15 protein-coding genes are annotated in these 20,388 nt (G+C 46.3%); 3 read left to right on the forward strand and 12 right to left on the reverse strand.

From position 1 onward, the window contains the following. Nucleotides 1-13: 13 nt before the first annotated feature. The 10 genes from adh to gltB all read right to left on the reverse strand — a co-directional run bounded on the left by adh (nt 14) and on the right by gltB (nt 14,994). On the reverse strand, nt 14-1,534 hold the full coding sequence (adh, locus tag KNQ03_RS02845) for an aldehyde dehydrogenase (protein WP_023468556.1): 1,521 nt from the start codon (nt 1,532-1,534) through the stop codon (nt 14-16). A 198-nt stretch (nt 1,535-1,732) separates the two neighbouring features. Then, entirely contained in the window at nt 1,733-2,257 is a 525-nt protein-coding gene (locus KNQ03_RS02850) for a TraR/DksA C4-type zinc finger protein (RefSeq protein WP_023468557.1), read from the reverse strand. Between the two features lie 68 nt (nt 2,258-2,325). Next, nucleotides 2,326-3,123: a hypothetical protein gene (locus KNQ03_RS02855; protein WP_050678284.1), complete on the reverse strand. Its 798-nt coding sequence runs from the start codon at nt 3,121-3,123 to the stop codon at nt 2,326-2,328. 238 nt (nt 3,124-3,361) lie between these two features. Beyond that, nucleotides 3,362-4,504, reverse strand: a complete 1,143-nt coding sequence (locus KNQ03_RS02860) for a mannitol-1-phosphate 5-dehydrogenase (protein ID WP_214723494.1) — start codon at nt 4,502-4,504, stop codon at nt 3,362-3,364. A gap of 2 nt (nt 4,505-4,506) precedes the next feature. Beyond that, on the reverse strand, nt 4,507-4,944 hold the full coding sequence (locus KNQ03_RS02865) for a PTS mannitol transporter subunit IIA (RefSeq protein ID WP_231884652.1): 438 nt from the start codon (nt 4,942-4,944) through the stop codon (nt 4,507-4,509). A gap of 34 nt (nt 4,945-4,978) precedes the next feature. Beyond that, entirely contained in the window at nt 4,979-6,409 is a 1,431-nt protein-coding gene (locus KNQ03_RS02870) for a PTS mannitol transporter subunit IIBC (protein WP_050678286.1), read from the reverse strand. A gap of 192 nt (nt 6,410-6,601) precedes the next feature. Beyond that, nucleotides 6,602-8,614, reverse strand: coding sequence for a BglG family transcription antiterminator (locus KNQ03_RS02875; RefSeq protein ID WP_214723496.1), 2,013 nt, complete (start codon nt 8,612-8,614; stop codon nt 6,602-6,604). Further along, a complete protein-coding gene (locus KNQ03_RS02880) occupies nt 8,607-8,900 on the reverse strand; it encodes a PTS sugar transporter subunit IIB (protein WP_023468563.1) in 294 nt (97 codons plus the stop codon). Before KNQ03_RS02880 ends, KNQ03_RS02875 begins: the two co-directional genes overlap by 8 nt. A 158-nt stretch (nt 8,901-9,058) precedes the next feature. Next, nucleotides 9,059-10,525 (reverse strand): glutamate synthase subunit beta, encoded by a 1,467-nt coding sequence (locus KNQ03_RS02885; protein WP_214723498.1) that lies wholly within the window; start codon nt 10,523-10,525, stop codon nt 9,059-9,061. Beyond that, entirely contained in the window at nt 10,522-14,994 is a 4,473-nt protein-coding gene (gene gltB / locus KNQ03_RS02890) for a glutamate synthase large subunit (protein ID WP_214723499.1), read from the reverse strand. Before gltB ends, KNQ03_RS02885 begins: the two co-directional genes overlap by 4 nt. A 294-nt stretch (nt 14,995-15,288) precedes the next feature. Between gltB and KNQ03_RS02895 the strand changes: the two genes are divergently transcribed. Then, nucleotides 15,289-16,131 carry a transporter substrate-binding domain-containing protein gene (locus tag KNQ03_RS02895; RefSeq protein WP_064299704.1) on the forward strand — a complete coding sequence of 281 codons (843 nt, stop codon included), beginning with the start codon at nt 15,289-15,291 and terminating at the stop codon, nt 16,129-16,131. Between the two features lie 2 nt (nt 16,132-16,133). Further along, on the forward strand, nt 16,134-16,811 hold the full coding sequence (locus tag KNQ03_RS02900; RefSeq protein WP_214723501.1) for an amino acid ABC transporter permease: 678 nt from the start codon (nt 16,134-16,136) through the stop codon (nt 16,809-16,811). Between the two features lie 81 nt (nt 16,812-16,892). Here the strand turns inward: KNQ03_RS02900 and KNQ03_RS02905 are convergent, their stop codons facing one another. Next, nucleotides 16,893-18,734 (reverse strand): putative bifunctional diguanylate cyclase/phosphodiesterase, encoded by a 1,842-nt coding sequence (locus tag KNQ03_RS02905; RefSeq protein WP_371743233.1) that lies wholly within the window; start codon nt 18,732-18,734, stop codon nt 16,893-16,895. A gap of 145 nt (nt 18,735-18,879) precedes the next feature. Here KNQ03_RS02905 and KNQ03_RS02910 point away from each other — a divergent pair, with 145 nt between their 5' ends. Continuing rightward, nucleotides 18,880-19,509, forward strand: coding sequence for an FMN-dependent NADH-azoreductase (locus KNQ03_RS02910; RefSeq protein WP_214723505.1), 630 nt, complete (start codon nt 18,880-18,882; stop codon nt 19,507-19,509). Here KNQ03_RS02910 and KNQ03_RS02915 read toward each other — a convergent pair. Next, nucleotides 19,506-20,381: a helix-turn-helix domain-containing protein gene (locus KNQ03_RS02915; RefSeq protein ID WP_214723507.1), complete on the reverse strand. Its 876-nt coding sequence runs from the start codon at nt 20,379-20,381 to the stop codon at nt 19,506-19,508. The genes KNQ03_RS02910 and KNQ03_RS02915 overlap by 4 nt on opposite strands. Nucleotides 20,382-20,388 lie beyond the last annotated feature (7 nt).

A 20,388-nucleotide genomic window follows, 5' to 3' on the forward strand; every position in this document is an offset into this window, starting at 1 on the left:
CGTCCTTTCCGACTTAGAAGAAACCGAGTTTATTCGGGTTGTAGCTAACGAGTAGGTTTTTCGTCCGTTGGTAATGGTTGAGCATCATCTTATGGTTTTCACGTCCGATCCCTGACATTTTGTAACCACCAAACGCCGCGTGAGCTGGATATTGGTGATAACAGTTCGTCCAGACGCGTCCTGCTTCGATCGCACGCCCAAACCGATAAGCACGGTTCATATCACGTGTCCAGACGCCGGCACCAAGACCATATAACGTATCATTCGCAATTTCGAGCGCTTCTTCTTCCGTCTTGAATGTCGTAACCGACAAGACCGGTCCGAAAATTTCCTCTTGGAAGATTCGCATCTTATTGTGTCCTTTGAAGATCGTTGGTTGGATGTAATATCCTTCTGCGAGATCCCCTTCAAGCATGTTGCGTTCCCCACCGATGAGACATTCTGCGCCTTCCGACTTACCGATTTCAAGATATGAAAGAATTTTCTCCATCTGTTCGTTCGAAGCTTGAGCACCCATCATGACGTCCGAATCAAGAGGATTTCCGATCTTGATGGCTTTAACGCGCTCAAGAACACGTTCCATGAACGGCTCGTAAATCGATTCTTGAATCAAGGCACGCGACGGACACGTACAGACTTCTCCTTGATTCAACGCGAACATCAGTAATCCTTCGATTGCTTTATCAAAGAAAGCATCGTCTGCCTGCATGATATCCTCAAAGAAGATGTTCGGTGATTTCCCACCGAGCTCGAGGGTGACCGGAATCAAGTTTTGCGATGCGTACTGCATGATCAAACGTCCTGTCGTCGTCTCTCCCGTAAAGGCGATTTTTGCGATTCGTTTGCTTGAAGCGAGCGGTTTCCCTGCTTCAAGACCAAAACCGTTGACGATGTTAAGAACACCCGGTGGGAGTAAATCCTCAATGAGCTCAACGAGTACCATGATGCTCGCTGGTGTTTGTTCTGCCGGTTTTAAGACGACGCAGTTCCCTGCCGCGAGTGCTGGCGCTAGTTTCCAGACAGCCATCAAGAGTGGGAAGTTCCACGGAATGATTTGACCAACGACGCCAAGTGGCTCATGGAAGTGATACGCGACCGTATCTTGGTCGAGTTCACCGACCGAACCTTCTTGGGCACGGATGACCCCCGCGAAATAACGGAAGTGATCGATCGCGAGCGGTAGATCGGCGTTGAGTGTCTCACGGACCGCTTTCCCGTTCTCAAGTGTCTCTGCATAAGCGAGCATCTCGAGGTTTTCTTCCATCCGATTCGCGATTTTATTTAAAATGTTTGAGCGTTCCGTTACAGACGTTTTCCCCCATGCTTCTTTTGCCGCATGTGCTGCGTCAAGAGCAAGTTCGATGTCTTCCTTACCGGAACGAGCGACTTGACACAATACTTTACCGGTAACAGGTGTTACATTATCAAAATATTCTCCCCCGACAGGTGCCGTCCACTTTCCATTGATGTAATTTTCATACCGTTCCTTGTACTGTACCTTTGACCCTTGCTTGTTCGGAATGTCATAAATCATGCTTTATTTCCTCCCTCAACTAAAATGGTCAAGCAGTGAGACGGATGCTTGTATGCGCTTACATTTTAATATAGGCTAAAAACAGCCCTCTCGATACCATCGTACCAAAATTATATGAAAAGTCAAAAAATTCCGGTAAATATTTGTGATTTTTTTCGAGAAAAAAAACATCTCCATTTTCGGGAGATGTTTTGCCGGTCAAGACCGTGTCGGGTCAATTCCGTCTTCTTGGTCAGACGGTGTATCAGAACTACCAAAGTCACTCACTTTCGAGAATCCGTCCGTATCACCGTCGATGTCTTTGCCGCGGGCTGTGACAGATGGATCCAGTACGTCTTCTTCGCTTGGTCGCGAATTGGGATCGTTCTCGTTTTGTTCTGCTTCTTCTTTTGCATGCTCGATGCATAATAACGTTTCCGGAATGATATCAAGACGTTCAATCTCAATCTCTTTTCCACAGACCTTACAAATGCCATACGTTCCGTCCTCGATCGCTTTTAGGGCACGGTCCACATCCGAAAGCATATCCTCTTGCATGTCCGTGATTGCTTGATCGCGTTCCCGCAAGAACAATTCATCGCCGGAATCGGCAGGATGATTATCGTAACTCGACAATTCACCTTCATCGTAGTCGGTATCGCGTTGTTCGATGTTTGATGTCGTCTTTTCTTTTTCCTTTAATAACCGTTGCTTGAATTCTTCCGTCTGTTGTTTAGATAACATGATTGTTCGACTCCCCTTCGTTAGAACCTCTGTTAAGAATGTAGCCTATTCGAAGAAGAGTTAAACCATCACGAACACTTATAAGAACGAATTGATCCATGAAGATCACAGATGACCGTCATGCATTCATTCCCATCGTTAAAACAAATCTGATGTGATCGTCCGTTCTTGGATGTCGTGATGTCATCAATCCACAGTTGCGAAGCATCTGCCGAAGACAGCATCGCAATTTTGTCACGAATCATGAATAAATCAAACGGTAACAGATTCAAGGATTGAATCGTCAAACCATGTTTACGGAAGAGTGGATCAAGCTGATATTGCGAAAGACTATACAAACACTTCTCGGCCCCACCAATCAACAACTGAATCGAATGGGAGGGCTCATGACTATCGATGCGCTCCTTGTGCAGGATGATTCGTCCTCGAACACCAGACTCATTGAAAATTCGTTGCGTATCCTCTTGTGAAAGGCGTGGTCCACCTTCCTTCACCTTTAAGACGATGTGGGCGAATTCAGCAAAATCAGGTTTCCCGATTTCAAGAGCCGGGATATGACGGACTTCTTCGCGTTCAATGATTTCAATCAAGTCACGCTCAACTTGGACACTGACCGTATCTGTCGAAAAGACACGGACGTCGATCACGAATTGATCAAGTACCGCATTTACTTCGATCGTGTACGTCAAATCAAGGTTTTTTTCTTGTTCAACCAATAGTCGATTCAAGATGAGTTGATGCAATAAATGGACTGGCGTACGCGAAGAAAATTGACTCGAATAAATCAAATGTTTTGGTCCGGTTCCTTTTGTAGTTTTTGGTCGTGCTCCGTTTAATCTATATACGTTCACTTTATAATTCAACATATGATCACCTTCTCTTACCTGAAAAATCGGAATAGAGATGTTCCGTTCATATAGCGTACAATGTATTTTAATCGCTAAATATTCGTTTTCGAATATTCCAAATTTAATATACAAATTGTAATCAAATTGTGATAGAAGAATTTCAAAAACTGATCATTTCGATGACGACACGTCGCATTTAATTCGATATACAAAAACACCTTTCACATCCCGTGAAAGGTGTTGAGAACACTTATTCTTAAGCAATCGAATTGACTTGGTGTTGCATCGCTTCATAATGTTCGATGATTCGAGATCCAAGTGGATCCGTTGCCGATAATTGTAAATACGCGTTTAGCGCATCTTCGATTCCATGTTTCGTAATATATGCATTTAATTCTGAAGATTCTGAATCATTTGGATCGAAATAGGTTAGAGCTGCTGCGATCCCACGCGCTAATCCATCTGCTTCGATGCCACGCTCCATCAATTCCTTTGCTGGTTTGACGAGTCGGTCACTTGGACTCAGTTTACGAATCGGTGAACGAGCGACACGTATGATTTCATCATGAATCCGCGGGTTTTCAAAGCGTTTCATATTCTTTTGGATATACGCACTATGATCGACCGGATTAAAGCCGTACTTTTCAAGTAATAGCCATCCTGTTTCGTAAAGTGCTGTCTGGACACCACGACGGATGCGTGGATCCGTTAGACTTTCAGCGATCGTCTCTTTATGGAATAGTGCTCCGAGATAAGAAGCGATCGCATGTCCCGTATTAACGGTGAACAGCTTCCGCTCGATGAACGGTTCGATGTTCTCGACATAGGTGACGCCTTCGATCCGTGGATAAGCTTCCGGTAGTCCAGTCGTCTCAATCACCCATTCGAAGAATTCTTCCACTTCGACGTACAACGGGTCTTCGTGATGTTGAAGCGGTACGATCCGGTCAACCGCTGCATTCGGGAAATACCAGTTCTCCGCTACGGGGTGATGTTTCGCCACCTCTGCTTGCAAGTGTTTTGACCCACCGATCATGTTCTCACACGCAATGACGTAGACAGGTGTCTGTTGATCACGTTGACGTAACCCTTCCGCGATCAAAGGAGCTACTTTCGATAACAAGCTCGGGCCGACAGCTGTTGTAATCACGTCTGCATCGCGAATCGCTGCAATGACTTGATCCGGTTCAGATAAACTGTTGAGTGCTGTCACGCCGTTGACCCGTTCACGTCCTCCTTGTTCAGAGGCATAACCTACTTCGTAGGTTTGTCTCGTTTTTAATGCATCGACGACCGTCGTATTGACATCTACGAAACAAACTTCGTAACCCGTCTTGACGAGTTGTAAGCCGATGAACCCACGTCCGATGTTACCGGCACCAAAATGGATGGCTTTCATGCTTACACCTCCGCTGTCAATAAGGCGATGATTTCTTCTTTTGATGTCGCTGCCACGATACGCTCGACGTTCTCCTCATCGGAGCAAATGACCGCGATATTCGAGAGCAACTCGAGATGTTCGTCCCCGACGCCAGCGATACCGATGACGAGTCGTGCTTGTTCCGTTCCGAACGTTACGCCTTGCGGTACTTGTAGAATCGATAGTCCTGTTTTCTTGACCTGCGATTTAGCCGACTCTGTTCCGTGGGGAATCGCGACATGGTTGCCGATGTAGACCGTCGATAAAGCATGACGCTCCTGCATTGAATCGATATAACCCGCTTCGACATACCCGTGATCGACGAGGAGTTGACCGGCAGCCGTAATGGCTGCCGTCTCGTCTGCGAATTGTTGGTCCAATAATACAAGTTCCGGTGAAAGGTTCATTGTCGTTGTCATGTTTATTCCTCCTTGAGTGTCTCTCTCTTTATTTTTAAGAAATCTTATTCCGTGCTGTTTCGATCTCATGGACGAGTTGATCATAATACCCGGCATTTAAGAAATTATCGACTGATCGGTGTTCTGCCGTTGGGACTTGTTCCATTGCTCGCTCCGTCAAATCACGATGCGTGATGATCAGTTCGGCGTTTTGCGGCAGTTGACTGATCGACGTATTCGTCACTTTGATCGGTAAGCCCGCTTTATTGATTTTATTGCGAAGGACAGATGCCCCCATCGCACTCGATCCCATACCAGCGTCACAAGCGAAGATGATATGTTCGACTTCCGCAAGTGGTTTGGCATCAGCTGAAACGAGTGTCGAGGCAATCGATTGTTTGCCTTTCATCGCACTGACGTTCGCGCTTGCTTCTTCAAGGGATGTCTCTTTTGCTTTGCTTGTCTTCAGCAGAACAGTTGAGACAACGAAGGTCACAGATGCTGAAACAAGGACACCGGCGATCAATCCGACGTAAGAACCGCGGGATGCCATTGCAAGAACCGCAATGATACTACCTGGTGAAGCAGGTGCGACTAAACCGACATCAAATAGGACGAATGTGAGGATCCCACTCATACCGCCTGCGATCATCGCAAGCAATAAGACCGGCTTCATCAAGACATACGGGAAGTAAATTTCGTGAATCCCACCGATGAATTGAATGAACGCAGCACCCGGTGCTGTTTTCTTTGCTGCACCAGAACCGAAGAACGAGTAAGCGAGTAACAATCCGAGACCTGGACCTGGGTTGGCTTCGAGTAAGAACAGTACCGATTTTCCTGCTTCATTCACTTGATCGAGACCAAGAGGGCTTAAGATACCGTGGTTGATTGCATTGTTTAAGAATAAAATTTTCGCTGGTTCGATGAACAAACTGGCAAGCGGTAATAAGTGTGCACTGACAATCGCACCAACTGCTGCAGCCATGATGTCGTCAAGACCTGTCATGAGTGGTCCGAACACTTTGAATCCACCGAGCATCAACAAACCACCGATGATTCCGACCGAGAAATTGTTGACGAGCATCTCGAGACCTGGTTTGATTTTTCCTTCGATCAACTGATCGAACTTTTTGATGACGTATCCGCCAAGTGGTCCCATGATCATGGCACCGAGGAACATCGGAATCTCTGTTCCGACGATGACCCCCATCGTCGCGAGCGTCCCGACGACGCCTCCTCTGACGTCATGCATTAATTTCCCGCCCGTGTATCCGATCAGCAACGGTAAAAGATAGGTGATTGTCGGACCGACGAGTTCACCGAGTTCCTTATTTGGTGCCCATCCAGTTGGGATGAACAGTGCCGTGATGATACCCCAGGCGATGAATGCACCGATGTTCGGCATGACCATACCGCTTAAAAAGCTTCCGAACCGTTGAACTTGTACACGGATGCCCCGTGCTCCATTTTGAGCTGTCGCCATTGCGTTAGCCTCCATTTCGTGTATGAGTTGATAAGATGATTGCTTTGCTATGACCTTATTGTAAGATTACTGCAAGCGCTTACTCAATCTTTCCTAGTTCAGTCTTTGTCCAAGAAGTTGGACAGACTGAAAAGAAGCCTGCTTGACGTGAAAAAATCCCTGTCACTTCAGGAATGGAGTGACAGGGATTTTTCAAGTGTGACCTAGGAATTGATCAATGACCGTTCGAAACGTTCGATTCAAAAGCAGACGAATCGTCTGTTCCTCCCCGAACTCGAATTGATCCATTTGTTCGGGACTCTCGATGATCGCAGCACTGATCGAACTGAGTAATTCAAGTAGTTCGTTCGAGGTCTCTTCCGGTGCGACCAAGACGAGGAGCCGTTCGACGGATTGTAACTGTTGATCCATTCCGAGCAAGTCGATCGGTTCAGGCAATTCAAAGATGAGGAATCCCCCTCGTTGAATCGTCGCATCGCGTCCGTGAAACAGCGCAAGCCGCGTTCCCGGAATACCAAGACCTGACATCTCATGACGACGTAGCAATTGTCCAGAGAGCGAAACAGCTGACTTCGCCAATCCTTGCTCGACCATGCGTGTACTGATCTCAAACAAGAGCGATTCAATCCCATCGCCTACACGCTCTAACCGTTCCATTCGGAATCCGTCCGATACTTGAATGGACGATGCAACGAGCCGATGCAATTGCTCAAGATCGAGCCATTCCGTTTTCGTCTTTCGCGGTGCCGGTTGAAAGGATTTAGGCAAGGCGAGTATTAATTTCCGAATCCGTTCGACCTCATCCTGAGGAAGCAACGGGTTGACGAGAAGATGTGGTGGGCGAATGTCAGGCAATGGTACAGTCGACAATACAAAGTCGTACGAATCGATTGGTAACCGTTCGATGCCAAATAGGGACGAGTTATCGATGTGCTCGAGTTCAGCGAATTCTTGCCGTAGCCGATTCATCAACAACTTCGAGGAACCGAGTCCAGCAGAGCAGACGACTAGAACACGATATGGGAGTTTTGGTGTCGGTTTGCTGAGAACGGCACCGAAATGCATGACCCAAAATGCTAAATCTACGTCTTCAAATGTCGCATCGGTGAAGATCGACAGTGCTGCTTGTTTGACCGCATCAAACAAGCGCGGATATTCCCGTTCGATTTGTTTGATGACATAGGACGGATTGACGCTATTTTGACGTGTGTACGATTGAATATGCGAGACGAGTCCGCGTTCTAGCGCATGATCCTTCGTAAAGTTCGTTCCATATAATAAGGAGACATGCTCAATCAATCGTTTTACACGAAGGCGCGTGACGAGTTCTTCCGTATCCCCTGCGTCCGATTGAAAGAAAGCACGCAATTCTTCTGATAACCATTGGCGTTCGGCAATCGACAACGTGTCAGGTAATCGCTCTTCGACGCGTTCCACCCATTTGAGGATTTCGACCGGATATGCTTTTAACTCGTAACGCATCGGAAACGGATCTTTACGTAACGCTTGTAACGCTAAGCTGAGTGTCGCACGCATGATTTGTCGGTCATTGAGACGCCCTTCTTTCGTCAATGGCGCAATGACCGCGTACGCTTGATTGATCATCTCAAGCCAGGTTGTTCGATTCATGCGTAACAGATGAGGTAATTGTCCGGCGTCGCCTTGTAACAACCGATAGAAAGCGAGAACATCCCATTGCGTAAAGATCAATGAAATCAGTAAACGGCGTTTGTTGATTTCTTCGCCGATGACTTCGGCACCAATACCTTTTTTGCGCTTGATTTCAAGGTCATATTGTAGAAACCACTCATCAATCCGCTCTAAATCCTGGCTAACCGTGCTCGGAGCCACATACATCGCATGGGCGATCGCCTGTAATTTGACCATCCCTTCTTCTTGTAGTAGCCGATACGCTAACTCGACTTGGCGATCTTCAGCGTTCGGTAATTGTTTATGTGACAACAAGAGTTGGTCCCGTAATACATGTTTGGCTTCGTCTGTTCCCTCAATTAAGAGACCTCTGCCGCGAACATATGTCAAACGCAAATCATGATCTTCTAAAGACTGGGCAAGACGATCGCGTTCACGTTGAATCGTTCGTTCCGATGTCTCGAGCGTTTCCGCAATCTCTTGTATTTGAACAGGTTCCTCACGTGATAAGAGGAAAAATAAGATATCATGTTCCCGTGGTGTAAATTCAGTCATGCAGCCTCACTCTTTTCTGCCAAGATTCGAGGATAACGTCATATGCAGTCGGATCAAGAATCCGATCGACTGGATGAACCGAACAATGTGTTTTCCATACGTGTCGATGGACGAGTTGCGTTTCTCCGACGATAAAAGCTGCTTGATCAGGTAGTTCTGCGATCCGACATGTCTTGACGTCTGTCGTAATACCGCATTCAAGTAAGCGCTTTCTTAAAATCGTAGCCCCCATGATACTACTCGCCATTCCACTCTCGCATACGAAATAGATGATTTCTGAATTCATCTGTCATACCTCCTCTTCATTTTATAAGAATAGCAGAAATATTTTCGGTGTTTCACCTTGAAACAAAATCAATAGTTATTTTTGAACTGGCAGATTTCTTTGCCAAACACAAAAAAGCCTGGATTTCCGATGTTGCCAGAAAATCCAGACGATGTGATTTAGCCTGTTTGTTGCATTGCTTTTAAATATTGTCCGACGGCTTCCGCTACTTCACGACCTTCGCGAATCGCCCAGACGATCAGTGATTGACCACGTCTTGCGTCACCTGCGGCAAATACGCCTGGTCGGTTCGTTGCGTAACGCGTCGTCTTGATTTTCCCTCGTTCCGAGGCGACTGCTAAATGTTCGAGTACGTTCTCTTCGACACCACTGAATCCAATGGCAATCCAGACTTGATCGACTGGGAAGTAACGATCGCTCCCTTCGATCTCCTCAAAGATCACTGTACCCGATTCATTTTTTGTTTTCGTCGTCTGAATCGTCCAGACACCGGTGACTTTACCCGATTCACTTGTTGTGAAACGCTTGATCGCGATCAAGTATTCACGAGGATCCCGACCGAATTGTTGAAACGCTTCTGCGTACCCATAATCGATGGAGTAGAGTGACGGTGTATCCGGCCACATGTTTCCTGCTGCACGCGTCGTACCCGGTTGTTCATGTTTACCGAATTGGACAACGGAGCGACAACGTTGACGGAGTGCTGTTGCCACACAGTCCGCTCCGGTGTCGCCTCCACCGATGACGAGAATATCTTTATCTTTTGCGTCATGATCAGCAGACAACGGTTCTTGCGAGAGCACGTGACGTGTCACCCCTGTCAAATAATCCATCGCATAACCAACTCCACGCGTTGGCGCATCCGTTAATTTGCGTGGTTCCGTCGCGCCGACACATAAGATGACGGCGTCATACTCCGCTTCAAGTGTCTCGAGAGTGATATCTGCACCGATCGTGACGTTCGTCCGGAAGTGGATCCCTTCTGCTTCAAGCAAATCAACACGGCGCTGTACGACCTCTTTATCAAGTTTCATGGCTGGTATACCGTACGTGAGTAATCCGCCAATCCGATCTTCCCGCTCGTAGACCGTCACTTGGTGACCGGCTTGATTCAGCTGATCGGCAGCCGCAAGACCGGCAGGACCAGATCCAACGATGGCAATCGAACGTGTCGATCGTATTGCTGGAATTCGGGGCACGACCCATCCTTTTTCGAAGCCAATGTCGATGATTGTCCGTTCGATATCTTTGATCGCGACCGCAGGTTCATGAATCGACAACGTACACGATCCTTCACATGGCGCTGGGCAGACACGACCCGTGAATTCCGGGAAATTGTTCGTCTCAAGAAGGCGATCGAGTGCCTCTTGAAAACGTCCTTCTTCTACGAGCAAGTTCCATTCTGGAATCAAGTTATAGACTGGACAACCAATCTTCACTTGATCAAATACTTCCCCTACATGGCAAAACGGGGTGCCACAATCCATACATCGACTTGCTTGTTGACTCGCTTCCGCTTCCGTCAAAGCCGTCTTATATTCCTTAAAATCACCCACCCGTTCGCTTGGATGTCGTTCCGTTCCACCCGAACGAGCAACTGTCATGAATTGATCGCGTCGTTTCATCGTACCCCTCCTGTTCTGCGCCCTAGATGTGTCTCAAATGCGAGCAACATCGCTTCTTCGGTGTTGTGTCCTTGTTTTGCGAAATCAGCCATCAACGTCGTCACTTTCTCATACGTCGAAGGAATGACGCGGATGAACGAATGAATGACATGATCCCAGTTCGCTAGAATCGCATCGCCCTGCTCACTACCGGTCCGTGCAACGTGACGTTCGATGAACGTCTTCAGTCGCGCAATCTCTTCGACATGCGTGACGGGTCCCGTCGTGACGAGTTCGCGGTTGACGCGCTGTAAAAATTGTTCAGGATTACGCGGTAAGACATAGGCGACACCACCTGACATACCGGCAGCAAAGTTTTTTCCGACATCGCCAAGGACGACGACGGATCCACCGGTCATATACTCGAGTCCATGATTACCGATTCCTTCGACGACAGCGACTGCTCCACTGTTTCGAACCGCAAATCGCTCACCTGCCTGACCGTTGACATAGAGTTCTCCACTCGTCGCCCCGTAAAGTGCGACGTTACCAATGATCGACTGATCGGACGAGACGAACGAAATCGAACGTGGAGGATGAACGGCGATGATACCTCCGGACAATCCTTTCCCGACGTAATCATTCGCTTCTCCCGTGACATCAAGCGTTACTCCGCGTGGTAAATACGCGCCTAAACTTTGTCCGGCAGATCCATTCAGTTCGAGTTTCAATCGATCCGTCGGCAGACCAAGTGCCCCAAACCGTCTTGTCAGCATGGCACCGGTCTGTGTTCCAATCGCACGGTCTGTATTTTGAATCGTTAAACGTAGTGTCTGAGGCTGACTGAAATCTGCCGCCTCCAAATACGGCGATATTTCACGAGCGTCAAAGGAACGCTCGACATGATGCTGTTGTTGTTCAGCCGGACCGTGTGTCACATGGACGAGGAGACGCGAAAAATCAAGACTCTTCGCTTTCCAATGCGTCCGTTGTCGCTCCGATGGTTCGAGTAAATCCGTCCGCCCTACGAGATCTTGCAGCCGTCTTACACCGAGTTTCGCTAAATGTTCTCGTACTTCCTCAGCAATGAACGTCATGAAATGGACGACGTCATCGGCAGATCCCGTGAATTTCTTACGGAGCTCTGGATCTTGCGTCGCGACACCAACAGGACACGTATCGAGATGACAAGCACGCATCATGATACATCCGACGGCGATGAGCGGAGCTGTCGCAAACCCATACTCATTCGCTCCGAGCATCGCGGCGAGGATGACGTCGCGACCAGTCAATAGCTTTCCGTCGGTTTCAAGGACGACACGCTCGCGCAACCCGTTTAATGTCAACGTTTGGTGCGTCTCAGCAAGACCAAGTTCCCATGGCAGTCCGGCATGTTGAATACTCGTCTTCGGCGAGGCACCCGTGCCGCCGTCATGACCACTGATGACAATGACGTCCGCAAGCCCCTTCGCAACTCCAGCCGCGATCGTTCCAACGCCACCTTTTGCGACAAGTTTAACGCTAATCCGGGCTTGATCGTTGGCACGTTTTAAGTCATGAATTAACTGGGCCAAATCTTCAATCGAATAGATATCGTGATGTGGTGGTGGGGAAATCAATCCAACACCCGGTGTCGATGCACGCACCCGTGCGATCCACGGATAGACTTTTTCACCAGGCAATTGACCACCTTCTCCGGGCTTCGCACCTTGTGCCACCTTGATTTGTAATTCGTCCGCGTGAACGAGGTAATGACTTGTCACCCCAAAACGACCAGAGGCGATCTGCTTGATTCGGCTCATCCGGAAGTCACCATTTTCATCCCGTTCGTATCGTTCCTCCTCTTCACCGCCTTCACCACTGTTACTCTTTCCGCCTAAGCGGTTCATCGCGATCGCAAGCGTCTCGTGCGCTTCTTTTGATAACGAGCCGTATGACATCGCACCCGTCTTGAAGTATTTGACGATTTCGCTGACAGGCTCGACTTCCTCGATCGGGATCGCCTTCGTCTCCTTGAACGTCAACAGATGTCGTAGCACCGTTACCGGTTCCTCTTGAATGCGTTGTGCATACTTTTGATAGAGCCGGTAATCATTCGTCCGGCATGCGTGTTGCAACAAATGAATCGTTGCTGGGTTAAAGGCATGATGTTCTCCCGCTTGACGGTACCGGAAGACACTGCCGGATTCTAAATAAATCCGTTCATCTGCAACCTGTTGTGCTCGTCGGACTTCTTCTTCCATCAGTTCAAGCGTCATCCCGCTCAATTGAGAGACCGTACCAGTGAAATGCTGGTCGATGACGGAGCGATCGATTCCGACTGCTTCAAAGATTTGCGCACCACGGTAGCTGAAGACCGTCGAAATGCCCATCTTCGACATGACTTTGACGACGCCTTCCGTGACTGCTTTTTGGTAACGTTTGTCTACATCCGTAAAACGATCCCCTACCGCTTCTTCAAGCGTCGCATATGCCAGGTACGGATAAATCGCATCCGCACCATATCCGAGCAACGTCGCGACATGGTGGACTTCACGAATCTCTCCCCCTTCAACGATCAAGCTGAGATTTGTACGTAATCCCTTGCGGATCAGCGCATGATGAATCGCACTCGTCACTAAGAGGATGGGCATCGGCAATGTGCCGGGGCGTACGAGACGATCCGATAATGTCAATAATTCATACCCGTTTCGTGCAGCGGTCACAGCCTCATCAACGATCATGTCGAGCGCTTCTGCAAGCGAGTCGGTGAACGTCGTCGAAATCGTTTTTTGCTTAAGTCCACTTTGTTTAAGCGCATGGGCTTCGTCTGGTCGCAGAATCGGGGTCTCTAAGCGAACACGACGACAGTTCGCGCGGTTCGGCGTCAGCAGTTCCCCTTGTCGACCAAGCCATGTCAGCGTCGAGGTGACGATCTCTTCGCGTAACGCGTCAATTGGTGGATTCGTGACTTGTGCGAACAGCTGTTTAAAATAACGGAACAAGGATTGAGGGCGTTCACTTAAGACCGCTAGCGGTATATCCGTCCCCATCGCACCTAACGGATCCTTTTGTTCTTCGACGAGCGGGATCAAGTATTGATCGATATCTTCACGCGTATATCCGAAGTGTCGTTGTTTCGTTCCAAGTTCAACGAGTGTTTCCTTGAAGTCGTTACTTGAGAGGGAAACGACTTCTTGCGCGAGCCACTCCGCGTAGGGATGACGTGTCGCTAGCTCCCGTTTAATCTCTTCGTCTGCGATCAACTGACCGGACGCAAAGTCGAGTAAAAGCAGTTCACCCGGTGCTAATCGTTTTTTGTACAGGATGTCTTGTTCACGAAGAGGGAGTACTCCTGCTTCTGACGACAACATGAAGTGACCATCGCGTAACAATACATATCGCGCTGGACGTAAACCGTTTCGGTCAAGCGTCGCACCGATCTGTTTTCCGTTCGTAAAGACGATTGCAGACGGACCATCCCATGGCTCCATCATGCTACTGTGGTACTCATAATACGCGCGCTTCGCTGGTCTGATCTCAGCATGTTCGAATGGTTCCGGTACGAGCATCAGTGCTGTCTCAGCGAGTGAGAGTCCGGACAGATGAAGAAACTCAAACGCATTATCAAGCATCGACGAGTCGCTACCTGTCTCATCTAGAATCGGTAACACTTCCTCTGCCCGATTACCATATGTCGTCTCAGCAAGTCGACGTTCTCGACCGCGCATCGCACGAATATTTCCTTGCAACGTATTGATTTCGCCGTTGTGAATCAAATAACGGTTCGGATGGGCACGTTTCCAACTTGGGAACGTATTTGTACTAAAACGCGAATGCACGATACCAAATCCTGATTGATAACGCTCGTCTCGTAAGTCATCGAAGTACGCGCGCAATTGATCCGTCGTCACGAGTCCTTTGTAAACGATTGTTTCACTCGAGCTACTCAAGACGTATTGTTCAAGACCGAGTTGCTCCGATTCACGTTCAAATGCGCGACGAATCAAAAAGAGTGTTCGTTCAAATGTCAATCCTTCCATCGCCTTTGCACCAATGAAACATTGACGAATGACTGGCTCCGTGCGGCGGGCACCCGACCCAAGCACTTCGGACTGAACAGGTACGGTACGCCATCCTAAGACGTCTTGTCCTTCCGTCAAAATGATTGACTCTAACGTTCGTTCGAGTCGCACCCGTTCCCGTTCCTCACGTGGTAAGAACATCATGAAAACGCCATAATCTCCTTTTTTAGGGAAGGAAATGTGACGAACCGTTTCACGAAATAAACGATCTGGTAATTGCGTTAAAATACCCGCCCCGTCTCCGGTCTTCGCATCGCTTCCTTGTCCACCACGGTGTTCCATTTGACAAAGCATGGCCAATGCATGTTCAACGATTTCATGACTCGCTCGTCCTGTTTGATGTGCGTAAACCCCGATCCCGCACGCATCATGTTCCATACGAGGGTCGTATAATCCCTGCTGTTCAGGGTATTGATGAAATGTCATAGTAGCACTCTCCTTGCCTTCTTAATTTTCTGTATATTCAGTTAAATTATACTTTACACCCTTTTATGTTTATTCGCTACTATGCATAATCACCATTTTGTCCAACCTTTGAAGTTAGAATTACCATATATCAACATTGATAACGCTTACATAAACTTGGATATTCATTCAATATTTTTTTTGGTTGAATTCTACACTTTGTGCGCGTATTACTTTGCCCGAACATATGATTCCGTGGTATTTTTAACTATGAAAAGAGTTATTGATCATGGAAATAAAGAGAGGAATAATACGATGAAAAAAACAATGCAATTTACGGGTCTCTTGATCGCAGGAAGCTCGATTTTATTAAGCGCATGTGGTCAGCAAGAGGAGAAGGCAACCGCATATGATAAGATTCAAAAAGAAGGAACGATCGTCGTCGCGACGGCTGGTACACTTTTTCCGACATCTTATCATGAAGAGAAAAACAATAAGTTGACTGGATTTGATGTCGAAGTCGTCAAAGAAGTAGCAAAACGTCTTGATTTGAAAGTGAAATTCAAAGAGATGTCATTCGACGGTATGTTGACAAGTGTTAATACGGGTCAAGTTGATCTTGCCGCTAACGACATTACGATCACCGATGATCGTAAAGAAAAATTCGCGTTCTCAAAACCATATAAATATACGTATGGTACGGCAATCGTCCGTAAAAGTGATTTGTCAGGCATCAAGTCTCTTGAAGACTTAAAAGGGAAAAAAGCTGCCGGAGAAGCTACAACGACGTATATGCAAATCGCTAAAAAATTCGGTGCAAAAGAAGTCACGTACGATAACGCGACGAACGATCAATATCTACGAGATGTCTCAAATGGTCGAACAGACGTTATCTTGAATGATTACTACTTGCAAACACTCGCTGTCGATTTCTTCAAGGACTTCGATATTACGATTCATCCTGATATCGCTTATAATCCAAGTCAGGTTGGTTTAATCATGGATTTAGATAACAAGGAACTTCAATCCAACATTAACGAACAACTCGATAAAATGAAGGAAGATGGCACATTAAAGGAAATTTCGAAGCAATTCTATGCCGGAAAAGATGTCTCCCAAATGCCTGACGTCAAAACGACGATCGTCGATGTGAACTAACGATGTCTTCAATTGATTGGCGGTCCGTCTTCAATCCGGAATTGGCGGTCGAATCGTTTCCTTATATTTTGAGTGGACTGGGACAGACGCTATGGATTTCCTTGCTCAGCATGGCCATTGGTCTCGGAATCGGGTTAATCCTTGCCCTTTGCCGTCTGTCTCACCTTCGACTTTTACGCATCGGAGCTAGCGCTTATATCTCGTTCATGCGTGGTGTTCCGATTCTCGTATTGCTGTTCATGTTGTATTTTGGACTGCCGGTCATCAATATTCAACTTGACGCGTTAACAGCAGCCATCACCGGTTTTAGTTTGAACAGTGCTGCGTACATGGCGGAGATCATTCGCTCCTCCTTGTTGTCGATTGATTGTGGTCAAGAAGAGGCGGCAGCGTCACTCGGTTTATCCAGGTATCGGACGTTTGTTGGTATCATTTTGCCACAAGCGATCCGGATTGCCATCCCACCACTCTCAAACGTTTTGCTTGATCTGGTTAAAGCTTCATCGCTTGCTGCCATGATTACAGTTCCTGAGATTTTTCAAAAAGCAAAAATTGTCGGTGGGCGCGAATTCGATTATATGACCGTCTATTTTGTCGTTGCGTTCATTTACTGGGGAATCTGTTCTTGTATCGCAGTCATTCAAGAGATTCTTGAACGTCGTTTTGCGCGGTATCTGTGATTCATTGATATACAGTTATACAAACAGGCGATGGACATGATCCATCGCCTGTTTCCTTTCTTTTTTTGATATACCATGTCGTCAGCCTTCTCGATATATCGTCAAAAAGTGTTCTAATTGTCTTGGTTGTAACGGGCGATGGAAGAGATATCCTTGCAACGTATGACATCCCAATCGCTCGAGCAATGCCGCCTCTTCTTCTAATTCAATCCCTTCAGCTACGATTGTCATATCTAATCGCTTCCCTAACTGAATGATCGTCTCGATCATCGCTCGTTTTTTCTCTGAATGAATAGCTTCTTGAACGATTTCTTTTGGAATCTTCAATTGATCGAACGGTAACTCCACTAACGATTGCATCGATGAAAATCCCGTTCCGAAGTCATCGAGCGCAATCCGGATCCCGTATAAATGAAGTGCGTTTAATGTCTCGATGATTTGCTCTGTTCCTTCAATGAAGATGTGTTCTGTCATCTCGATTTCGAGTAATGACGGAGGGAAGCCAGACTGTTTTAAGATCGCCAATACGCGATCCATAAAATCGGGTTGACGTAATTCCCACGGTGAGACATTCACAGAAATCGTTAACGGCTCCTTCCCTTCTTCCAACCATGCTTTACCCTGGAAACAAGCTTGACGCATGACCCAAACGCCTAATGTCTCAATGAAACGTGTCCGCTCCGCAAGTGGAATGAACTCATTTGGCGGAACGAGACCATATTCCGGATGATTCCAACGAATCAATGCTTCGACTCCTGTAATTTGACGCGTTTTTGCATTGACCTGAGGTTGAAATAAAATAAAAAAGTCGCGATCCAGCTCTGCATCGTATAAGTCGCGTGTTAATTGAAGCGCCCGTTTTCGTTCATTTTGTGTCGCTAAATCTGTAATTGCATAAGTATTTTTCCGATTGGATTTAGCTGTGAATAAGGCAATCTCCGCATCATTAATGACATGGTCCGTCGTTTCGTCATTTACATAGGAAACACCGATACTTGCAGTGACGTTAATCTGTTTAAAGTCAATTTGAACGCGCTCTGATACACTCGATAAAATATCGTCACAAAGAGTTCGTGCATCGTAATGGTTTGGAGCATGCAGTAAAAAAGCACTTCCGCTCGCTTTCGCAATCGTACAATCCGGAAAGCGATTCATTAACCGACGACCAATGATGTGCAAAGTGCGGTCACCTGTCCGGTAACCAAAAGCATCATTGACGGTTTTAAAATCATCCAGATCAACAAGACAAATCATGTCGCCTTCTCGTTTTTTCTTGTCCACTTCTATGACAAAAGAAGAACGGTTCGACAAACCTGTCACAGTATCCGTAAATGCTTGTTCTTGTAAACGTGCTAAGTAGTCAATATTACGTTCAAGACGGGTGACGTATTGATTATGGATCAATAAACTGATGATCGTCGCAATTAAGATAAGTCCAATTCGTGCGATATGATCAGATGCAAACATCGTAACGTTTTCTAATGAAGGAGTTTGATACCAGATATAGAGTAGGGAGATCGTCGTGATGCTCGTTGCGTATAACAACATCGTTCGGTTAATAACAACAAGAGACGCTAAAATGAAAAGTAGTGCGCATGCCCAAACGGACTGAACGCCTCGATCAATGAATGGATAATAAATATAAGGAATCAATAAAAAAATACTCGACATCATATGTGGCTTCAATCGATCCGACAATGTACTTTTACCAATGAAATATTGCACGATTCCAGCACTTGCAATGACGATTGCTCGCACCCAATCGGCTCCATCTAAACCGGAGCGACTAAATATATTCGCCACAATGTATAAAACGGCACCACAACTCGTCAACACAAAAATGATCATCCCGAACAACTGATAATTTGCCCGAATTTCTCGATGATATTGCAGACTATCGGAAGAACGTCGCTGTGTATTCACCGCCATCCCCTCTTTCTAGTTCCTGTCGTTTATTTTCCTTATCAGAACCAAAATAAAACCTGAATTTTCTAAAAATAATAAAATGTGGAGAAGTCATGATTTTGAGCAGAATGGGAATAGATAAGTATAGAAAGGAGTAATGTTTATGTCACATTTACTATTCATTGAAGCGAACGATAGCACACATCAAAAAAAAGGCATTAGCTCTGAATTGAACGATGCCTTTTTGAACGCGTATCGCGAATCACATCCGGATGATACAGTTACGGTTTTGAATTTATTCGAAGAACGTCTTCCCTTCTTCGACTTGAAACTGGCGAGCGCAGCAGGTCGTCTCTTTAAAGGCGAGGAATTAACTGGAGAGGATGCGACACATGCTCAGCGACTTCAGGAATATTTAAACGGGTTTTTAGACGCCGACAAGGTCGTCTTCTCGTTTCCAATGTGGAACTTGACGGTTCCAGCACCACTGCACAATTATATGGATTACCTTGCCCAAGCTGGTCAAACGTTTCGTTATACGGCAGAAGGTTCGATCGGACTTGTTGAAGACAAACAAGTGCTGTTGATTCATTCACGTGGTGGTGATTATTCGACGAAAGAGAAAGCATCGAGTGAACACGCTGTTCGCTACATGCTCGATCTATTAGCATTCTTTGGCATTGAAGATGTATCGACTGTCATTCTCGAAGGACATCAGCAATACCCGGAACGTGCAGCTGAATTAATCGAACAAGCACTGCAAGAGTGCCAACAATTCGGTCGTGAATTTTAAGTTGGGAAGAGAATGTACTCTGCATGTTCTTCAAGAAGCAGTTTTTCATGAAGTGGCATATCAAATGCACGAAATACGGAATAGGCCATCGTAAAATCACGTTGGATAGCAGAAAGATCTCCATTCAATTGTTGAGTGAAATATCCTCGCTGATAATAAAAGTGACCTAAGAAATGAGCATCTTCTATTTGAAGACTCTCTTGAATACCTTGTTCGGTGATTTTTAGACCGGCAAGGTATTTTTTTTGCATTAATAATTGTTGTCCATAATTATATAAAATCTTGATGCGAACTTTTTTCAATTCAACGGATGGATAATTCGAATGAATCAATGTTTGAAAGATACTCTCCGCTAAATCGAAGTCACCGTGTTCAACATACAAATTTGCTATCGCCATCTGAATTCTTACATACAGAGTAGCTGATTCAAACCAAAGGTGTTCTTTTTTGAGTAATCGTCCGAGCGATTGAATGGCTTTTAGGTAGTGAAGTTGACCACTTTTTTCCTGAACGATGACTTGATAATATGCTACTAAATCACGAACTTCCTCAAAATCAACCGTTGAAAGAACATGTTCGATCATCTTTAAAGCATCAACGTATTGATTAGTCCGCAATAGTTCTGCTAATTGCTCGTCATACGTTTGAAAAACATCACTTCGTAAATGATCTTGAAACAACATCGACAATGGTACCTTTAATCGTTTTGCGACTTGTTGTAGCAAATCGATGGTGGGTGAATTTTTACCATTTTCGATTTTACTGATTTCAGCTTGGCTACAAATGCCCTCACACAATTCTGCTTGTGTAATCTTTTTTTCTTTTCGAAGCCGCTTGATTTCATAACCAATCGAGACGGGTAAGTGATCCATTATATCA

The organism is Exiguobacterium sp. s143 (genome assembly GCF_018618895.1).
GTDB lineage: Bacteria > Bacillota > Bacilli > Exiguobacteriales > Exiguobacteriaceae > Exiguobacterium_A > Exiguobacterium_A abrahamii.